The sequence below is a fragment of the Amycolatopsis sp. NPDC114484 genome (genome assembly GCF_055633755.1).
This window is the reverse complement of record NZ_JBVKDQ010000003.1, coordinates 526,136-544,918: the sequence shown is the minus strand read 5'-3', so window position 1 is coordinate 544,918 and position 18,783 is coordinate 526,136. Positions and strand designations below refer to the sequence as shown.

Here is an 18,783-nt window from a genome sequence, read left to right as displayed (position 1 = left end):
GCTCCGATCCCCACCCGCGAAACCAGGAGGAATCCTCAGTGGACACAGCATTCGGCAGACGGCGCCGTCGCCTGCTCGGTGCGGGCGCGCTCGTCTCGGCGGCCGTGCTCGCGATCGTCACCGGCTCCGCGGCCTCGTCCGCGCAGGCCCAGCCGCTGCACCAGTTGCCGGCGTCGTGGCTGCCCACGCTCACCCCGATCAAGCACGTCGTGGTGATCTTCGGCGAGAACATCTCGTTCGACCACTACTTCGGCACCTATCCGAACGCCACCAACGAGAACGGCACCCCGTTCCAGGCCGCGAAGCACACGCCGAAGGTCAACGGCCTCGACGACAAGCTGCTCACGCACAACCCGAACGCCTACAACCCGAAGCGGCTCGGGCCGGACCAGGCGCTCACCTGCGACCAGAACCACAGCTACGGCGCCGAGCAGGCCGCGTTCAACGGCGGCAAGATGGACAAGTTCGTCGAGAAGACCGAGACCGACAAGTGCACCGGGCAGCCGGTGCTGTTCGGCGAACCGGGTCTGGTCATGGACTACTACGACGGCAACACCGTCACCGGCATGTGGAACTACGCGCAGCACTACTCGCTGAGCGACAACTCGTTCAACACCGTCTTCGGCCCGTCCACCCCGGGCGCGATCAACCTGATCTCCGGGCAGACGCACGGGATCCAGGCGGTCGACCCGGTCACGCACGAGCCGAAGAACGACCCGTACGTCGTCGCGTCGCCCGACGAGGACGGCGTCGGCACCGTGATCAACGACCCGGACCCGGCGTGGGACGACTGCTCGGGCAAGAACCACACCTCCAAGGACAACCTCGGCGCGATGCAGGGCCGCAACGTCGGCGACCTGCTGAACGACCGGCACGTCACGTGGGGCTGGTTCCAGGGCGGCTTCAAGCCGACCGGCACGCAGAACGGCTACGCGGTCTGCGGGCAGAAGCACGCGAACATCGGCAATCAGTCCTCCGTGGACTACAGTCCGCACCACCAGCCCTTCCAGTACTACAAGTCCACGTCGAACCCGCACCACCTGCCGCCGTCCTCGGTGCAGGCGATCGGGCAGACCGACCGGGCGAACCACCAGTACGACACGAGCGACTTCGACGATTCGCTCAAGGCCGGTTCGATGCCCGCGGTGAGCTTCCTCAAGGCGCCGGAGTACCAGGACGGGCACGCGGGCTATTCCGACCCGCTCGACGAACAGCATTTCGTCGTGGACGAGATCAACAAGATCCAGCAGTCGCCGGAGTGGCGTTCGACCGCGATCGTGCTCGCCTACGACGACTCCGACGGCTGGTACGACCACGAGAACTCGAAGATCGTCAACGGTTCGCAGGACGCCTCGCAGGACCAGGCCGTCTGCACCGGCAAACCGGCTGGGCTCGGCGGGCACGCCGACCGCTGCGGCTACGGCCCGCGGCTGCCGCTGCTGGTCATCTCGCCCTACAGCAAGGTGAACTACGTCGACCACACCCGGACCGACCAGACCTCGGTGCTGAAGTTCATCGAGGACAACTGGTTCTCCGGCCGGGTCGGCGACGGTTCGTTCGACACTCGCGCGGGCGGACTCTGGAACATGTTCAACTTCTGGTGGCCGCAGGCGGGCAAGCTCCCGCTCGACCCGAAGACAGGGGCGGCCGCCGGGCGCGGCTAGCTCGCGTTTCTCCCGCGACACCGAAGGCCATCGGGTTTCGACCCGGTGGCCTTCGGCCGTTTCCGGGGGCGGGTTCCGGTCCGCTCAGCGGGAAACCGGGTGCGATTACCGCAACCGCGCTGGAAACTTTCCAATGCGGGCAGTCGCGGATTGAGTACCGAAGGTGTTCGGGAACCGGCCGGGAAAGCAGCGGCCGCCGAACCGGAATGGAGTCGCGCTGCGCGGACCGTCACTCGACACGATAGGCTAATCGAAGGCACATCCTGTAGAAGGTGAAGGAACGCGAATCATGGCGCAAAAAGTCCTTGTCGAGATGGTGGACGACATCGACGGCAGCATCGCCGAACAGACCGTCCCGTTCAGTCTCGACGGCGTGAGCTACGAGATCGATCTGTCGGAAGACAACGCTGCCGCATTGCGGGAAGAGCTGGCCCGTTACATCGCCGCTTCGCGCCGGGTCGGCGGCCGCAAGGTCCGCATGGCCGCCGGGCAGGCCCCGCGGCCGGCTTCGACCGCCGCGGACCGCGAGCGCAACAAGGCGATGCGCGAGTGGGCCGAGAACAACGGTTTCACCGTGTCCGACCGCGGCCGGCTCCCGGCGGAGATCGTGAAGGCTTACGAAGAGCGTGACACCGAGGCCCCGGCCAAGCCGGTGCGCAAGCGTGCGACGCGCAAGAAGGCCAGCGCCTGAGCGTTCTTTTCGGCAGCTGTGCCGCGGGGGCCGCGGCTAGTGATCAGCGGTAAGGGCGTCGCCGGGATTCCCGGCGGCGCCCTTCTGGCTGTCTGGGGGAATAGCGATTTCCCGGTCCCGCGACCGCGAATGAAGCGGGTGCGGGACCGGGGAATCGATTTCCCGGGTTAAGACTTGCCGAGTCCGAGCAGCGCGTCCAGGTCGATCTTGCCGCCGGCGGCGTCGCGGATCGCGCGCATCGCCTCGGCGGACGCGAGCCGTTCCCCGTGCTGGTCGGCGTGCGCGCGCAGCAGATTCCCGATGTGCCGTTCCGGGACCGTCCACGTGGGCCAGCGGCGGCGGGCGATCGTGGCGAGTCCGGAAAAGTCCGGCGTGCCCGGGCCCGCGGTCGCGTCGAGCAGCCAGTGCAGGTAAGTGCGCAGCACCGCGACCGGGAAACTGCCCGGATGACTCAGCCCGCCGTGCCCGGGCACGAAGGTGCGGACGTCCGGGAACATTTTGTCGAGCCAGTCCAGCGCGGTCAGCCAGCCCGGGATCGAACCGTGCACCGCGAACGGCGTCGACCCGACCGACAGCAGGTCGCCGGTGAAGAGCGTGCCGGTGCGCGGTTCGAACAGCACGAGGTCGCCGTCGGTGTGCGCGGTCCCGGGAAATGGGACGACCTCGACGACCACGCCGCCCAGGTCCACTTCGACCGGTTCGATCACCGCGTGCACCGCCTCGGGCCGCGGCGCCTCGAGCTTGCCCCAGTTCGAGCAGGCGAAGATCTCCTCGTTGCACTGCGGTCCGGCCCGGATGATCGGTACCGCGGTGGGCGCGGCGAGGATCCGGCCGCCGTTGCGCAGCGCGACGCCCGCCCCGTTGTGGTGGGTGCCGTGCGCGTGGGTCAGCACGAGTGTGAGCGGCATTTCGACGGTCGAGTACTTGCGGACGTCGCTGACCAGGTCGAGCGTGTCGCGTTCGGTGCCGCAGGTGTCGACGAGCAGGACCCCTTCGCGGCCCCGGATCCAGCCGCAATTGGACACCATCCAGTCGCTCGGGCTGCGCACGTAAGCGACGACGCTCGGGTCGGAATACCGGAGCGGGACGATATTGCGCCTGATGACGGGCATGGGATCCCCTCGTGGGCCACCGGACGGGAATTGATCACCGAAATGGTATAGACCAAGTCACCTGCTGTCAGCGGGGTGGAGACCACGCTCACGCACGTGGTCCGCCGCAGTTCTCGCCTGTCCCGTTCCGCCCAGCTTCGCGCGCATCGTTGCCCCCGGCTCCGTCGGTGCCCGACAGCGTATACCCCCAGGCCAGGGTTTTCTCGATGGTCCACAGAGGACTGGTTTTAGGGGTTGCTCACGTCCGGTAGCCAGTGCGTACCGGCAGTGAGGCCGGCCGCGCCCAGTGCCACGGATTTCGCCCCGTGCCGGGAGAGCCGGATCGACACCGGGTTTCCGGACAGCAGCGGCCGTTCCTCCAGCGCTCCCCGCACCGGCTTCTCCAGCAGCGCCCAGGACTTGACCACCGAACCGCCCAGCACGCAGGTCGCGACGCCGAGCAGCCCGGCGGCGTGCGCGATCGCCTGGCCGAGGAACCGGCCCGCGTCCGCGAACACCGTCTGGGCGGCTTGGTCCCCGTCGAGCGCTTCCGCGGCGACCTCCTCCGCGGCGAGGGTCCGGCCGGTCGCTTCGGCGTAGCGCCGGGTCAAGGACCTGCCTGCCGCATAGGCCTCAAGGTGTCCGATCTGCCCGCAAGTGCAGCGTTCCTCCCCGTAACGGCCGACATGCCCGATCTCTCCGGCACCGGTCGCGCCGCCGTACAGCAGCCTGCCGTCGACGAACAGCGCGCCGCCGACGCCGGTGCCGACCGCGACGCCGAGCACGTTCCGCTCGCCCGGCAGCAGCTCGCCGAGCAGGAATCCGTCGACGTCGTTCACCGTGCGCACCGGCACCCCGCCGAGCCGCGCGGACAGCGCGGCGTTGACCGGCGTGCCCGCCCAGCCGGTGAACGAATCGCCGGTGACCAGCACTGTTCCGGTCACCGGGTCAACGACTCCCGCCGCTCCGACGCCGACACCGGCGAGCGCCGCGTGGTCCGGCACCAGCGAGCTGACCAGCTCCGCCGCGCGGTCGAGGATCGCCGCGCCGCCCCGGTGCGCTTCGGACGGCGCGGACGTCGACCCCAGTTCCTCGCCGTCCTCGTCGCACACCACCACCAGGGTCTTCGTCCCGCCGATGTCGACTCCGGCCCGCAACCCCGTCACGCCGCGGGGTCCGCGCCGGCCAGCGCCTCGCGCCGGGTCCGCTGCAACTGCGGATCCGGCACCGGCGAGGACAGCAGCAACGCTTGCGTATACGGGTGTTCCGGAGTGCGCAACACCGTTTCCGCCGGGCCCTCCTCCACCAGTTCGCCCGCGCGCAGCACCGCCACCCGGTCGCACAGGCTGTCCACCACCGCGAGGTCGTGGCTCACGAACAGGCAGCCGAAACCGAACTCGCGATGCAGCCGCCGGAACACCTCCAGCACCGCTGCCTGCACGGATACGTCCAGCGCGCTCGTCGGCTCGTCCGCGATCAGCAGCTTCGGGCCCAGCACCAGGGCGCGGGCGAGGCTCACGCGCTGCCGTTGCCCGCCGGACAGCTCGTGCCCGTACCGGCCCAGCAGGCTTTCCGGCAGCTCCACCGCGTCGAGGAGTTCCCGCACCCGCCGCTGGCGCTCGCCGCGCCCGGCCGAGGTGTGGACCACCAGCGGTTCGGCGACGGTCTGCGCGACCGTCATCCGCGGGTCGAGCGAGGACGCCGGGTCCTGGAACACCGCGCCGATCTGCCGCCGGACCGCCCGCGCACTGCGGCCGGTGCCTTTCGGCAGCGGTCCGCCGAGCACTTCGACGGTGCCGGATTTCGGCGTGACCAGGCCCAGCGCACAGTTCCCGAGCGTGGTTTTCCCCGAACCGGATTCGCCGACCAGTCCGACGATCTCACCCGGTGAGACGGACAGGGAAACGTCGTTTACCACCTGCCGTCCGCCGTACTCGACCACCACATTCGACAGCGCCAGAACTGGTTTCCGGGTCTCTTCGGTCGTCGCTTCGTGCGAGAACGAACCCAGTTGCGGAACCGCGGCCAGCAGTTCCCGGGTGTAATCCGCCTTCGGCGAGGCGAACAGTTCCGCCGCCGGAGCTTCTTCCACGAGCTTGCCGTGGCGCAGCACCGCGACGCGATCCGCGACATCGGCGACGACGCCCATGTTGTGCGTGATCAGCAGTGTCGCGGTGCCCTCGTGTTCGCGGATATCGCGAAGCAGGTCGAGAATCTGCTGCTGCACCGTGACATCGAGCGCGGTGGTCGGCTCGTCCGCGATGATCAACCGAGGCCCGGCCGCGAGGGCGATCGCGATCATCACGCGCTGCCGCAAACCACCGGACAGCTCGTGCGGGTACTGCTTCAGCCGCGCGGCCGGTTCCGGAACGCCGACGCGGTCGAGCAGCTCGGCACACCGGTCGTGATAGCGGCGGTGGCGCAGCTTCTCCGGGTCGTGGTTGCGGATGGCCTCGGCGAGCTGGAAACCGATGGTCCGCAACGGGTTCAGCGCGGTCATCGGTTCCTGGAACACCATCCCGGCCGCCGGGCCGCGCAGTTTCCGCAGGTCTTCGCCGCGCAGGTCGAGCACGTTCTGCCCGGCCAGCTCGATCGACCCGGTGACCCGCGCGGAGTCCGGCAGCAGCCCGAGCACCGCGAGCGCCGCCGTGCTCTTGCCGGAACCGGACTCGCCGACCACCGCCACGATCTCGCCGGGCGCGACCGACAGGCTCAGCCCGTCGACCGCCGCCGAACCGTCCGCATAGGACACCCGCAGGTCACGGATGTCCAGCACTGCTTCGCTCATCGTCGCCCCTTCACCGCGAACGCGTCGCGCAGCCCGTCGCCGAGGAAGTTGATCGCGCACACCACCAGCACGATCGCGAAGCCCGGCGGCAGGATCAGCCACCACGCGCCGTCGAAGGTGTAGGTAATTCCTTTAGACAGCATCGCTCCCCAGTCGGTGTCGGGCGCGGGCACGCCGAGACCGAGGAAGCTGACGTACGCCACGAGCAGGATCGCGTCGGCGATCTGGAACGTCGCGTTCACCACCACGGTGCCGATCGCGTTGGGAATGATGTGCCGGAACACCACGCGGGTGCGGCTCGCGCCGAGCACGGTGATCGCCCGGATGTAATCGCGTTCGCGCAGGCTCACCGTTTCCGCGCGCATCAGCCGCGCGGGCACCAGCCACGACACCGCGCCGATCAGCAGCGCCAGCACGCCGACGCTCGGCGTCACCAGCGTCGCGGCCACCAGCAGCAGGAACAGCGCGGGGATCGCGACGCCGGTGTCGACGATCCGCATCAGCACGGTGTCCAGCCAGCCGCCGGTGTACCCGGCGACCGCGCCCCACACCGCGCCGATCGCGGTCGCGATCAGCCCGGCGAGCACGCCGATGACCAGCGACGTCCGGCCGGCGACCATGAGCCTGCCGACCACGTCGTAGCCGAGGTCGTCGGTGCCCAGCGGATGCGCTCCGCTCGGGCCGAGCCGTGCCGACGCGAGGTCGGTGTGGGATTGGTCGGTGCCGTACACCAGCGGCCCGAGGAAGCAGAACGCCACCACGAGCAGCAGCAGGACCGCGCCCGCGACGGCGGACTTGCGGGCAAACAGCCGCGAAAGGACAGTCACGACCGCGCTCCCTTCACCCGCACCCGCGGGTCGATCGCCAGCTGGATCAGGTCCGCGAGCAGGGAACCGAGCACGGTCGCGACGGCGATCACGAGCACGACGCCCAGCAGCACCGGGAAATCGGCGGTGCGGGTCGCGGTCCAGAACAGCAGGCCGATGCCGGGGTAGTTGAACATCGATTCGACGACCAGCGATCCGCCGAACACCACCGGGACGTAGTAGCCGAGCATCGAGACGACCGAGGTCAGCGAGTTCGGCCAGACGTGCCGCCAGATGATCGTGCGCTCCGGCGTGCCCTTGGCGCGCGCGGTGCGCACGAAGTCCTCGGACAGGCTGTCCAGAGTGGACGCTCGCATGTACCGGCTGAACGCGGCGAGCGCGGCGCCGGTGCCGGCGAGCACAGGAAGTACCAGCGCACCCGGTTGGGACAGCAGTTCGCCGATCGTTTCGCCCTGCGCGGCCTGCGCCGGGAACCACGGCAACACCTGCGCGAACAGGATGATCAGCACCAGCGACAGGAAGAACACCGGCGTCGCGTAGAGCACGAACGTGATGGCCGTGGTGAGCAGATCCGCGGTGCGGCCGCGACGGACCGCCTGCCAGACACCGAGCGGCAGCGCGACGAGAATCGCGAGCGCGGTGGAAAGCACGGTGAGCAGCAGGGTTTTCGGCATGCGCTCGGTCAGCAGCGTGCTCACCGGCGAGTTCTGCGTGTACGACTCGCCGAGGTCGCCTCGCAGCAGCCGCAGCAGATAATCCCAGTACTGCACTGGAAGCGGCTGGTCGAAGCCTTGCGCGTGGTTGAACGCGGCGATCTGCGCCTCGGTGGCCTTCACCCCGAGCACGCCGCGGGCCGGGCCGCCGGGAAGCAAATGCAGCAGCACGAACGTCACCACGGTGACCAGCAGCACGACCACCACGGCCAGCACGAGCCGGCGGAGGATGTAGCGCGTCATGTCCTCACCTCGTCCAGAACCAGCGTTGCGGAAGCAGCCCGGCCATCGGGTCCTGGGTCACGCCGTGCAGCGCGGTGTCGATCGCCGACACCTGATACGGCGGATTCGGCAGCCACAGCACGGGAAGTTGTTCGGCCAGGTAGGCGCTGTAGTCGAGCATCGCCCGGTCGTCCCTCGCCAGGTTGGTGGCCGCGATCAGCTTGTCCGCCTTCGGATCGGTGTAGCCGCCGAAGTTCGTGCCCGCGCCGGTCGCGAACAGCTCCTCGCCGCTCGGGTTCGCCGAGAAGTACCAGCTGCCCTGCGTGCCGAAGTAGGACAGCTGCCAGCTGCACGAAGGGTCCTCCGGTTTGCACGTGGTTCCGTTGGCCAGCACGGTGTTCAGCGGCTGCGCGTTGATCTTCATCTCGATGCCGACCTTCGACAGCTCCGAGCGCAGCTCCTGCATGGTGCCGTCGGTTTCGTCGGAACCGGATTCGGTCAGCATGGTCAGCGACAGCCGGGTGCCCTCGGCGATGCCTTCGCCGCACAGTTTGGTGTCCGTGCAGAGGAGGACGCCGTCGGAGCCGGGTTTCCAGCCGTGGTCGGCGAGCAGCTGCTTCGACTTGTTCAAGTCGAACGGATACGGATTGGTCTTTTGCTTGGGGGACAAGTACTTCGTGTCGTTGTCCTGCGGGACCGGGCCGTAGCCGACGCGGGCCGCGCCGCGCCAGATCACCGACGTGATGGCGTCCTGGTCGACCGCGTGCTGGATCGCCTGCCGCACATACAGCTGGGAGAACACCTTGCCCAGCTTGGGATTGTTGAAGTTGTACGGCGAGTACGTGATGGACCAGCCGTTCCACGGTTCGACCCGGTAGCCCTGCTCCTCCAGCTTCGAGCGCTGGCCGAGGTTCGACGTCGGCAGGTAGCCGTAGTCGATGCCGCCGGCGCGGAGCACGTTGTACTCCGCCGACGGACTGGTGAAGGTCAGGAACCGGACGGTGTCGAGCTTCGCCGGGTCCGGTCCGGTGTACTTCGGGTTCTTCCGCAGCGTCACCTCGCCGGACGTGGTGAACCCGGCCAGCGTGAACTGTCCGTTCACGACCTTCCACAGTGGATTCGTCGCGTACGTGCCGAGCTGTTTCGCTTGGCTGACCAGGAAATCGAAGACCTGTTTCGCGCCGTCCGGGGTGCGGTCGTGGTCGCCGACCGGCCCTGCGGCGCTCGTGCGGTCCCACGCGCGGGGCATCGGGACGATCAGGCTGAGCTGGTTGGCGGTGAACCAGTCGGGGTTGTACGCCTTGTCCAGGGTGAACGTGAAGGTGCGGTCGTCCACGGCGTGGAATCCGGTGATGCTGTCCGGGATCGAGCCCTTCGAGTACTTGCCCCAGTTGTCCTTGCCCGCCCGGGCGAGGTTGAGCCAGAACTCGACGTCCCGGCTGGTCAGCGGCTCGCCGGTGGACCACGTCAGCGGCTTGAGCGTGATGGTCACGGTCTTGCCGTCGGGGGAGTAGCTCGGCACGTTCGCGGCGCTCGCGGCGTCGTCGAGGTTGACCGAGCCGGAACCGCCGTCGTAGCTGTACAGCGGCACGTACATGGTCGACCGGATCATGCCGTTGTACGACCCGCCGTAGCCGGGGATCGAGAGCGGCATGATCCAGTTCGGCGTCGCCGACGGGGGCAGCGCGAACCGCACGGTGCCGCCGGTTTTCGGGGTGCCGGAACCGCCGCCGTGGGGTTCCCGGCTCGCCGCGCAGCCGGACAACGCCAGCGCGGCGGCGAGCGTGACCCCGAGCGCGGCGCGCCACGGGCGTCGAGCCATTCGCATCACTTCCAACAACTCTGATTAAAGACCGTTGCCAGGTGGTATGCCGCGTCCTGGCTGTCGGGTAATCTTGCACGAGAGACGGGAAATGCCAAGAGTCCTGTCGAACGGTTTAGTTACATCAATCTTGATGAAAGAGGTGACGCGGTGGATCCGGCCGGACCGCTGCGGCTGTTGTGGCTGGTCGCGCACGGCCACGCGACGTCGCGCATGGACCTGGCGCGAGCGCTCGGGCTGCCGCAATCGACGGTGTCGGTGCGCACGCAGGCGCTGATGTCCGCCGGGGTGCTGAGCGAGTCCGGCGAGGGCCGGTCCGCGGGCGGACGGCGGCCGAAGCTGCTGTCGGTCAACGCGGAGTTCGGCCACGTCTGGGCCGCCGACGTCGGCTCCCGGCACGTGCGGATCGGCGCGCTCGACATCGCGGGCAATCTGCTGGAGGTGCACGAACGGCCGCTGGACATCAGCCAGGAGCCGCGCGAACTGGTCGCCGGGCTCGCGGCCGCGGTGCGCGATGTGATGGCGGGCGCGGATTGTCCGGGCCGCGCGCTCGGTGTCGGCGTCGCGTTCCCTGGTCCGGTCGATGTCAACGCGGGCACCATCACGCTGCCCTCGCGGATGCCCGGCTGGCGCGGTTTCGCGGTGCGGGAAGCGCTGGCGGAACACTTCGAACTGCCGGTGGTCGTGGACAACGACGCGAACATGCTGGCGCTGGGCGAATCCGTGTCCGGCGCGCCCGGCCGCACGTTGCTGGTCGTGAAAGCCGGTACCGGCATCGGGTCCGGAATCGTGCTGGGCGGCGAGCTTTATCGCGGCCGGGCCGGGGTCGCGGGCGACATCAGCCACGTGCGCGTGCCCGCGGCTGAGGATCAGCCGTGCACCTGCGGGAATCGCGGCTGTCTGGAAGTGGTGGCCAGCGGTGCCGCACTCGTTGGACAGTTGCAGGCGCAGGGATTGAAGCTGGAGACCACTGCGCAGGTGATGGCCACCGCCGAGGACGGGCATCCCGAAGCGACCACGGCCGTGCGGCGCGCCGGGCTGCGGCTCGGGGAAGTGTTGGCCACGGTGGTCAACTTCAGCAACCCGGACGAAGTGCTGCTCGGCGGCGCGCTGTCCGGTTCGGAAGCGTTCGTCGCGGCCGTGCGCGGTGCGCTGTACGAACGGTGTCTTCCCTTGGCTACCAGGGAACTGCGGATCGACCGGGTGCGTTTCGGTGCGGACGCGGGGCTTTACGGCGCGGGCGCGCTCGCGCTGGACGCGGTGTTCGAGCAAGCGATCAAACGGAGTGGACGATGAAGAAGCTGCGGGTCGGGATCACCGGAATCGCCATCGAATCGAGTACGTTTTCGCCGCATCGATCCACTGTGGACGACTTCCGCGTCTCGCGCGGCGACGATTTGCTGGCCCGCTACGACTTTCTCGACGCGGACTGGGCTTCCGAGGTGGAATGGGTACCGCTGGTCGACGCCAGGTCGCTTCCGGGCGGTGCGGTCACCGAGGAGGCTTATGCCGAGCTGTCCGGGGAAATCCTGGACCGGCTGCGTTCGGCGGGTGAGCTGGACGGGCTGTTCTTCGACATCCACGGCGCGATGAGCGTGGCCGGCCGGTCCGATGTGGAGGCTTCGCTCGCGCAGGAGATCCGTTCCATCGTGGGCCCGGACGTCCTGGTGTCGGCGTCGATGGACCTGCACGGCAACGTTTCCCGCGAACTGGTCGCCGCGCTGGACCTGATCACCTGCTACCGGATGGCCCCGCACGAGGACGCGTGGGAGACCCGCGAGCGGGCCGCGCGGAACCTGGTGTCGCGGCTGCGGTCCGGCGGCCGGCCGAAGAAGGCTTGGGTCCAGGTCCCGGTTTTGCTGCCGGGGGAGAAGACGAGCACCCGGCTCGAACCGGCGAAGAGCATTTACGCGGCGGTGGACGACGTCGAGGCGCTCGACGGAGTCCTGGACGCAGCGATCTGGGTTGGCTACGCGTGGGCCGACGAGCCACGTTGCCAGGCCGCGGTGGTGGTGATGGGCGACGACGTTTCGGTGATCACCAAGGAAGCGGAGTACCTGGCGCGGTCCTATTGGGACGCACGGCACGACTTCGCTTTCGTCGCCCCGACCGGCACCCTGCCGGAATGCCTCACGCAGGCGGTCGCCTCGACCTCGAGGCCGTTCTTCATCAGCGATTCCGGCGACAACCCGACCGCTGGCGGCGCCGGGGACACGTCGTGGAGCCTCGACGTCCTGCTGAACACTTCGGCCATTGTGGACTCTCCGCTGACCACTTTGTACGCGGCCATTGTGGACCCGGAAGCCGTCGAGACGGCAGTAGCGGCTGGCGTTGGCGCGACGATTTCGGTGGAACTGGGCGGAAAAGTCGACTCCGGCCCGCACGGTCCGGTCGCGCTCACCGCGCAGGTGGCCGCGATCGACGCCGACGACCCGGTCGCCGGAACCGCGGTCGCGCTGGCCGTCGGCGGTCTGCGGGTGATCGTGACCGCGCGCCGCAAGCCGTATCACCTCGAATCCGACTTCCACGCGCTCGGCCTGCGCCCGCGCGAGGCGGACGTCGTGATCGTGAAGATCGGCTACCTCGAACCGGAGTTGTACGACATGGCCGCGGACTGGCTGCTGGCCCTCACCCCCGGCGGCGTCGACCAGGACCTGCTCCGGCTGGGCCACTCCGGCATCGTCCGGCCGATGTTCCCGTTCGACGCCGACATGGCGGCCCCTTCCCTCGCTCCTGAGGTCTTCTGAACACTTTGAGTAGTCAGCGCCGAGGCGATCAGTAACTCGCCTCGGCGCTGACCTGTATTTACTCCCGCTGACTTGACAGGCAGGCATTTGCCTGCCTTACTGTAAGTGTGCAACCCGACCTGGACAAAGTGTTCAAGGCGCTGGCGGATCCGACCCGCCGGTACCTGCTCGACCAGCTGCGCGAGGACAACGGGCAGACGCTGGGCGAGCTGTGCCGCCGGCTGGAGATGACGCGGCAGTCCGCGACCCAGCACCTCGCCGTGCTGGAGGCGGCGAATCTGGTGAGCAGCGTGCGCCGCGGCCGGGAAAAGCTGCACTACCTGAATCCGGTGCCGCTGCACGAGATGCAGGAGCGGTGGGTGGACCGGTTCGAGCAGCCGCGGCTGCGGATGCTCAGTGCCGTCAAACGTCGAGCAGAGGAAGCCATGAAGCCGAGTTTTGTGTACGTGACCTACATTCAGAGCACGCCGGAGAAGGTGTGGCACGCGCTCACCGATCCCGAGCTGACCGGGCAGTACTGGGGCCACCGCAACGAATCCGACTGGAACAAGGGTTCGCGGTGGGCGCACGTGCGGGCCGACGGGTCCGGGATCGCCGACGTCGAGGGCGAGGTCGTCGAGGCCGTCCCGCCGAAGCGCCTGGTCACCACCTGGTTCGACCCGAACGGTCCGAAGGACCAGGAGCCGTCCCGCGCGACGTTCGACATCGAACAGCACGAGGGCATCGTCCGGCTGACGGTGACCCACGAGGACCTGCCGGACGAAAAGGCGCACCAGGACGTGTCCGGCGGCTGGGCGGCGGTGCTGTCGAACCTGAAGTCGCTGCTGGAGACCGGGCACGTGCTGCCGCGGGCTCCGTGGGAGATGCCGTGACCGCCGCGGGCCGCCGGGAATAGACCCGCGGCCAGCGTTGTTGGGGCCTTGTGAGCGCCGGTTTTCCCGGGTAGCCGCTCACGAGGCCCTTTTTTGGGCGCGCAGTCCGTGCGGTGCGCAGTTGTGCGGCCGGACCCGATGCGCTACTCTCACCGCATACCCCAGGAAGTCGGCCCCGCCGCCCAGGGGTTCCGCCCGTTCCGTCAGTGTGAGTCCACGCGACGAGGATCGGCGTCTTTCCCGAAGCCCGTCGCCTGACCTGCTTCGTCTCACTCGGCGGTCCGCGTCTCGCGTCGACTGTCACTGCTCAAGGAGCCACAAACCATGACACAGCAAGGAATTCTCGACATCCACGGCAAGACCGCCGCGCTGGGCTACGCCCCCGGCGGCCCGTCCGTGCCGCTCTCGCTCATCCGCACCCACGGCCTGCGCCGCGGCGACGAACTCGTCCTCGACGACGGCGAACTCGTCTCGGTCAACGGCCGTCCGCCCGGAGAAAAGCGTCCCGATTTCGACAAGCTCACCCCCATCCACCCGAACCAGCGACTGGTCCTCGAAACCAGCCGGCACCAGCTCACCACGCGCGTCCTCGATCTGGTCGCACCGCTGGGCAAAGGCCAGCGCGCGCTGATCGTCGCCCCGCCGCGCACCGGCAAAACCACTGTGCTGCAAGCGATCGCGCAAGCCGTAGCGGTCAACCACCCGGAGGCGCACCTGATGGTGCTGCTCGCCGACGAACGCCCCGAAGAAGTGACGGACATGAGCCGCTCGGTGCACGGCGAGGTAGTCGCGTCCACTTTCGACCGCAAACCCGCCGAACACACCGCCGTCGCCGAACTGGCTCTGGAACGCGCGAAACGCCTGGTCGAAACCGGCCGGGATGTCGTGCTGCTGCTAGATTCGCTGACTCGCCTGGGCCGCGCGTACAACCTGGCAGCCCGCACCTCCGGCCGAATCCTGTCCGGAGGCGTTGACGCCAGCGCGCTGCACCCGATGAAGAAAATCCTAGGCGCGGCACGGAACATCGAGGACGGCGGCTCGCTGACCATCATCGCGACCGCGCTGGTGGGCACGGGTTCGTTGGCGGACACAGTGTTCTTCGAGGAACTGAAAAGCACCGGCAACTCGGAACTCCGCCTGGACCGCATGCTCGCCGATCACCGGGTCTTCCCCGCGGTGGACTTCTTCGGCTCCGGCACCCGCCGTGACGAACTGATCGTCCCGCCGCGAGAACTCGCCGTGATGAACGAGGTCCGCCGCGCACTGGCCGCCCAGGACCCGAAGCGAGCCGCGGAACAGTTCCTGGAACAGGTCCGCACGACGAAGTCCAACGCGGAATTCATCGCGCGGGTCAATGCCTCGCTGACCGTTCCGTCCACAATGGCCGCCTGAGTTGGCGATGGAACGGCTTGGATTCACCTACCGCGGCGATGTCCCGCATCGACGCGAACCGTTCGCCCGCTACGGAATCTCCCTCGACGGCTGAGCGGAATTCGCCGCCGTTGCCGGAACGGAACCGCTCCGCCGCCTCCGCGACAAGACAGGCCAGGCCTACCCGGAGCTGGTCATGGCCGCGGCAGCCGAGCAGATGACCGCGCTCCTGCGAGACCACCTGCTCGAACCGCTTGACCACGTCCGGCAAAGCGAGACAGGCACCCCGGCCGAATGAAAACGCGGCGACGCACCCGGCCGAGCTGCCCATTCTCACCAGCGCCCGCGTCAAGGAATCGTCACCAGCCACCGATCCGCCCGCCGCCGCAGATACCCCCACCAGTACCCGGCCGAAACCACCAGCACGCCAGCGGTAATCGCCAGGTCCAGCAAGCTCTGCGACACCAGCACATATCCCAGCGCCAGCACCGCCACGGCAGGCACCACCGGCCACCCCGGCATCCGCCACACCTGCGGCCGCCGATGCGCCGGCCGCCGCGCCCACAGCACGCTCACCGAAATCGCCAGGTACAGCGCGACCACGGCCACCCCGGTCACGCCGCTCAGCGTTTCCACCGGCACGAAACACAGCACCGCTTCCGAAACGCCCACCACGAGCGTCGCCACCCACGGTGCACCAAAGCGCGGACTCACCACGCTCAACGCGCGATTCACCGGCTCCGGCCAAGCGCGATCCCGTCCCGAGGCGTACAGCACGCGCGAATTCTGGATCACCATCACGATCACCGCGTTCACGATCGCCGCCGCGATGCACAGGCTCACGATCGTGCCGAAGGTCGAACTGCTCCAGCTCACCACGAGCGCGGTCAGGTCGAGATTCCCGAGCGTCGCGAGATCCGGCACGCCCAGCGTGATCGCCACGACCGGCACCAGGATCACCACCGCGCTGATGCCGAGGGTCCAGAACACCGTCCGCGAGACCGTTTTGTGCGGCTCCCGCATCTCCTCCGCCAGATACACCGCGGTCGAGAACCCCTGCACCACGAACAACGCCACCGCCAGCCCGGCGATCACCGACACCAGCGCGATCGGGTGCACGCCGTCCAGGCTGGGCCGCACGAGCACCGCGGCCGGGCGGCCGGCGTGCGCGAACCCGAGCACGGACACCACGATGATCGCCACCACCTCGATCACCAGGAAGATCCCGGTCAGCCACGCGTTCGAGCGCAGGTTCACCAGGCCCATCCCGGTCGACGCCAGCATCACCAGCGCGCCCGCCACCGACGGATCGACGTGCACGATGACCGCGAGGTAGTCGGCCACTCCGATCGCGATGATCGGCGGCACCACGAGGATCACGATGAACGACAGCATGAAGGTGATCCATCCGGCGAACCGGCTGACCACCGTCGACACCATGGCGTACTCGCCACCCGAACTCGGCACCAGCGTGCCGAGTTCGGAGTAGCAGAACGCGATCCCGACGCACAGCAGCACGGCGAGACCGATGGCCAGCGCGGTGCCGGTGCCGAGCGAGCCGAACAGCGGCGGGACGAGAACGAACAACGACGACGCCGGGGTCACGCAGCTCAGCGTCAGCAGGGTTCCGCCGCCGACCCCGATCGATCTGGTCAGCGAGCGGGGCGCGGGCGAACCGGCGGCAGTGTCGGTCTGGACGGGGACCGGATGAGGCGGCATGGGGATCCCTCCGTCGGCGGCGCTGGAATTCGACGGATGGAACAGGACGGGTTTGCCGTTGTCAACGCCGGAAAGACGACGAAATCCGTTGTCGACCACCGGGGGCGGCGGGCCATCCGGACACTCTGGGCGCCCATTCGCCACGTCCCAGGTTGCCCGCGCGGGGTCCGACCCGAGATGATCCCCGGATGCAGAGCCAGGACCCGAACCGGCCCGCGCCGCCGGTGGTCGACGACATCTCGAAGCAGATCATCGCCCAGTTGCAAGAGGACGGACGACGGCCGTACGCGACGATCGGCAAGGCCGTCGGGCTGTCCGAGGCGGCGGTCCGCCAGCGGGTGCAGCGGCTGTCCGATTCGGGCGTCATCCAGATCGTCGCGGTGTCGGATCCCTTGCAGATCGGGCTTTTCCGTCAGGCGATGGTCGCGATCACGGTCGACGGCCCGCTCGATCCGGTCGCCGACGCACTGGCCGAAATGGACGAGATCGAGTACGTCGTGCTCTGCGCCGGCCGCTTCGACGTGCTGTGCGAGGTGCTCTGCGCCGACGACGAGGCGCTGCTCGACGTGATCTCCAACCGCATCCGCACGCTGCCCGGAGTGCGCACGGCGGAGACGCTCGTGTACCTCAAGCTGCGGAAACAGTCGTACCAGTGGGGCACGCACCGCGGGTGACGACGAAATCCGAAGGTCTGTCTCGATGAGACTAATGAAATTAGTCGTTGTGGGTGGCATCGACGACGGATCCGCTTGCCAACTGACGTCGGCTCGTGCGATAACCGAGAAGTCCGGCCGGTACGCCACGGTGCGTGCCGGCAGCTTCGAGGCCCGTTTCGAGGAGCCATGACCACGACCGCCGAACCCGCCGGGATCACCACCGGCTCGGGCACCGCCGCACGCGACAACCTCTGGCTGCACTTCACGCGCCACAGCCGCGCCGACACCGCCGACATCCCGGTGATCGTGCGCGGCGAGGGCGCCTACATCTGGGACGAAACCGGCAAGCGCTACCTCGACGGCCTCGCCGGGCTGTTCGCGGTGCAGGTCGGCCACGGCCGCGAGGAACTGGCCGAAGCCGCTGCGCGGCAAACGAAACAGCTCGCGTACTTCCCCCTCTGGGGCCATGCGCACCCGCCCGCGCTCGAACTGGCCGAGCGTCTCGCCGCCGCCTCGCCGGGCGACCTCAACCGCGTGTTCTTCACTGTCAGCGGCGGCGAATCCGTGGAAACGGCGTGGAAGCTCGCCAAGCAGTACTTCAAGCTGACCGGAAAACCCACTAAGCACAAGGTGATCAGCCGCGCGCTGGCGTATCACGGCACGTCGCAGGGCGCGTTGTCCATCACCGGAATCCCCGGTGCGAAGGCCGATTTCGAGCCGCTCGTGCCGAGTACTCTGCGCGTGCCGAACACGAACTTCTACCGCGCTCCCGAACACGCCGACGACTATGAGGCGTACGGGCGATGGGCCGCCGACCAAATCGAGCAGGCAATCGAATTCGAGGGCGCGGATACGGTCGCCGCGGTATTCCTCGAACCCGTGCAGAACACCGGTGGCTGCTTTGTTCCGCCGCCGGGCTATTTCGAGCGGGTCCGCGAGATTTGCGACAAGCACGACGTGCTGCTGGTGTCCGACGAGGTGATCTGCGCGTTCGGCCGGGTCGGCTACGACTTCGCGGCCAAGCGCTACGGCTACCAGCCCGACATCATCACCACCGCCAAGGGGCTGACCTCGGGTTACGCGCCGCTCGGCGCGGTGCTGGCGAGCGACCGCCTGATGGAGCCGTTCGCCGGCGGCGAGGCGACCTTCATGCACGGCTCGACCTACGGCGGGCACCCGGTTTCGTGCGCGGTCGCGCTGGCCAACCTCGACCTCATCGAGCGCGAGAACCTTTACGGCCATGTGCTGGAAAAGGAAACCGCCTTCCGGGCGACCCTCGACCGGTTGACCGATCTGCCGATCGTCGGCGACGTGCGCGGTACCGGTTTCTTCTACGGCATCGAACTCGTCAAGGACAAAGCGACCAAGGAGACCTTCACCGCCGACGAATCGGAACGGATTTTGCGCGGTTATCTCTCGAACGCACTGTTCGAGGGCGGTCTCTACTGCCGCGCCGACGACCGCGCCGAGCCGGTCGTCCAGCTGTCGCCGCCGTTGATCTGCGACCAGCCGCAGTTCGACGAGATGGAGCAGATCCTCCGCGACGCACTGACCGGGGCCTGGAAACTGCTCTGACCGAAGTCCGTGAGGGGAACCCTGA

At 68.3% G+C, this 18,783-nt stretch carries 15 protein-coding genes; 8 read left to right on the top strand and 7 right to left on the bottom strand.

Annotated features, from left to right (window positions below):
* The first annotated feature begins 38 nt into the window (after nt 1-38).
* Nucleotides 39-1,664, top strand: a complete 1,626-nt coding sequence (locus ACZ7SW_RS11775; protein WP_470230368.1) for a phospholipase C — start codon at nt 39-41, stop codon at nt 1,662-1,664.
* Nucleotides 1,665-1,953: 289 nt separating this feature from the next.
* Nucleotides 1,954-2,355, top strand: a complete 402-nt coding sequence (locus ACZ7SW_RS11770; RefSeq protein ID WP_470230367.1) for a histone-like nucleoid-structuring protein Lsr2 — start codon at nt 1,954-1,956, stop codon at nt 2,353-2,355.
* A gap of 167 nt (nt 2,356-2,522) precedes the next feature.
* Here the strand turns inward: ACZ7SW_RS11770 and ACZ7SW_RS11765 are convergent, their stop codons facing one another.
* The 6 genes from ACZ7SW_RS11765 to ACZ7SW_RS11740 form a co-directional block, all read right to left on the bottom strand.
* Nucleotides 2,523-3,467 carry an MBL fold metallo-hydrolase gene (locus ACZ7SW_RS11765; protein WP_470230366.1) on the bottom strand — a complete coding sequence of 315 codons (945 nt, stop codon included), beginning with the start codon at nt 3,465-3,467 and terminating at the stop codon, nt 2,523-2,525.
* 227 nt (nt 3,468-3,694) lie between these two features.
* Nucleotides 3,695-4,612 carry an ROK family protein gene (locus ACZ7SW_RS11760; protein WP_470230365.1) on the bottom strand — a complete coding sequence of 306 codons (918 nt, stop codon included), beginning with the start codon at nt 4,610-4,612 and terminating at the stop codon, nt 3,695-3,697.
* Nucleotides 4,609-6,234 carry a dipeptide ABC transporter ATP-binding protein gene (locus tag ACZ7SW_RS11755; protein ID WP_470230364.1) on the bottom strand — a complete coding sequence of 542 codons (1,626 nt, stop codon included), beginning with the start codon at nt 6,232-6,234 and terminating at the stop codon, nt 4,609-4,611. Before ACZ7SW_RS11755 ends, ACZ7SW_RS11760 begins: the two co-directional genes overlap by 4 nt.
* Complete coding sequence (locus ACZ7SW_RS11750) at nt 6,231-7,061, bottom strand: ABC transporter permease (protein ID WP_470230363.1); 831 nt, start codon at nt 7,059-7,061, stop codon at nt 6,231-6,233. The genes ACZ7SW_RS11755 and ACZ7SW_RS11750 overlap by 4 nt, the downstream gene beginning before the upstream one ends.
* Nucleotides 7,058-8,017 (bottom strand): ABC transporter permease, encoded by a 960-nt coding sequence (locus ACZ7SW_RS11745; RefSeq protein ID WP_470230362.1) that lies wholly within the window; start codon nt 8,015-8,017, stop codon nt 7,058-7,060. Before ACZ7SW_RS11745 ends, ACZ7SW_RS11750 begins: the two co-directional genes overlap by 4 nt.
* Nucleotides 8,018-8,021: 4 nt before the next feature.
* On the bottom strand, nt 8,022-9,818 hold the full coding sequence (locus ACZ7SW_RS11740) for a peptide ABC transporter substrate-binding protein (protein WP_470230361.1): 1,797 nt from the start codon (nt 9,816-9,818) through the stop codon (nt 8,022-8,024).
* 150 nt (nt 9,819-9,968) lie between these two features.
* Here ACZ7SW_RS11740 and ACZ7SW_RS11735 point away from each other — a divergent pair, with 150 nt between their 5' ends.
* The 4 genes from ACZ7SW_RS11735 to rho all read left to right on the top strand — a co-directional run bounded on the left by ACZ7SW_RS11735 (nt 9,969) and on the right by rho (nt 14,829).
* The gene (locus ACZ7SW_RS11735; protein WP_470230360.1) at nt 9,969-11,114 is read left to right on the top strand and encodes an ROK family protein; all 1,146 of its coding nucleotides are present in this window, start codon (nt 9,969-9,971) and stop codon (nt 11,112-11,114) included.
* Entirely contained in the window at nt 11,111-12,565 is a 1,455-nt protein-coding gene (locus ACZ7SW_RS11730) for a M81 family metallopeptidase (protein WP_470230359.1), read from the top strand. Before ACZ7SW_RS11735 ends, ACZ7SW_RS11730 begins: the two co-directional genes overlap by 4 nt.
* Nucleotides 12,566-12,672: 107 nt before the next feature.
* A complete protein-coding gene (locus ACZ7SW_RS11725; RefSeq protein ID WP_470230358.1) occupies nt 12,673-13,437 on the top strand; it encodes an ArsR/SmtB family transcription factor in 765 nt (254 codons plus the stop codon).
* Between the two features lie 324 nt (nt 13,438-13,761).
* The gene (gene rho / locus ACZ7SW_RS11720) at nt 13,762-14,829 is read left to right on the top strand and encodes a transcription termination factor Rho (protein ID WP_470230357.1); all 1,068 of its coding nucleotides are present in this window, start codon (nt 13,762-13,764) and stop codon (nt 14,827-14,829) included.
* Nucleotides 14,830-15,156: 327 nt separating this feature from the next.
* Here the strand turns inward: rho and ACZ7SW_RS11715 are convergent, their stop codons facing one another.
* Nucleotides 15,157-16,527, bottom strand: coding sequence for an APC family permease (locus ACZ7SW_RS11715; protein WP_470230356.1), 1,371 nt, complete (start codon nt 16,525-16,527; stop codon nt 15,157-15,159).
* A gap of 188 nt (nt 16,528-16,715) precedes the next feature.
* On the opposite strand from ACZ7SW_RS11715, the gene ACZ7SW_RS11710 reads away from it, so the two are divergent.
* Together ACZ7SW_RS11710 and ACZ7SW_RS11705 are read left to right on the top strand one after the other, a co-directional pair.
* A complete protein-coding gene (locus ACZ7SW_RS11710) occupies nt 16,716-17,201 on the top strand; it encodes an Lrp/AsnC family transcriptional regulator (protein ID WP_470230355.1) in 486 nt (161 codons plus the stop codon).
* A 168-nt stretch (nt 17,202-17,369) separates the two neighbouring features.
* Nucleotides 17,370-18,758 (top strand): aspartate aminotransferase family protein, encoded by a 1,389-nt coding sequence (locus ACZ7SW_RS11705; protein WP_470230354.1) that lies wholly within the window; start codon nt 17,370-17,372, stop codon nt 18,756-18,758.
* Nucleotides 18,759-18,783: the final 25 nt, after the last annotated feature.

What these genes read in the sequence shown, in the direction of transcription:
- ACZ7SW_RS11770 (WP_470230367.1), top strand. Translation starts at nt 1,954, where the DNA reads ATGGCGCAAAAAGTCCTTGTCGAGATGGTGGACGACATCGACGGCAGC.
- ACZ7SW_RS11765 (WP_470230366.1), bottom strand. Translation starts at nt 3,467, where the DNA reads ATGCCCGTCATCAGGCGCAATATCGTCCCGCTCCGGTATTCCGACCCG.
- ACZ7SW_RS11755 (WP_470230364.1), bottom strand. Translation starts at nt 6,234, where the DNA reads ATGAGCGAAGCAGTGCTGGACATCCGTGACCTGCGGGTGTCCTATGCG.
- ACZ7SW_RS11745 (WP_470230362.1), bottom strand. Translation starts at nt 8,017, where the DNA reads ATGACGCGCTACATCCTCCGCCGGCTCGTGCTGGCCGTGGTGGTCGTG.
- ACZ7SW_RS11740 (WP_470230361.1), bottom strand. Translation starts at nt 9,818, where the DNA reads ATGGCTCGACGCCCGTGGCGCGCCGCGCTCGGGGTCACGCTCGCCGCC.
- ACZ7SW_RS11730 (WP_470230359.1), top strand. Translation starts at nt 11,111, where the DNA reads ATGAAGAAGCTGCGGGTCGGGATCACCGGAATCGCCATCGAATCGAGT.
- rho (WP_470230357.1), top strand. Translation starts at nt 13,762, where the DNA reads ATGACACAGCAAGGAATTCTCGACATCCACGGCAAGACCGCCGCGCTG.
- ACZ7SW_RS11715 (WP_470230356.1), bottom strand. Translation starts at nt 16,527, where the DNA reads ATGCCGCCTCATCCGGTCCCCGTCCAGACCGACACTGCCGCCGGTTCG.
- ACZ7SW_RS11710 (WP_470230355.1), top strand. Translation starts at nt 16,716, where the DNA reads ATGCAGAGCCAGGACCCGAACCGGCCCGCGCCGCCGGTGGTCGACGAC.
- ACZ7SW_RS11705 (WP_470230354.1), top strand. Translation starts at nt 17,370, where the DNA reads ATGACCACGACCGCCGAACCCGCCGGGATCACCACCGGCTCGGGCACC.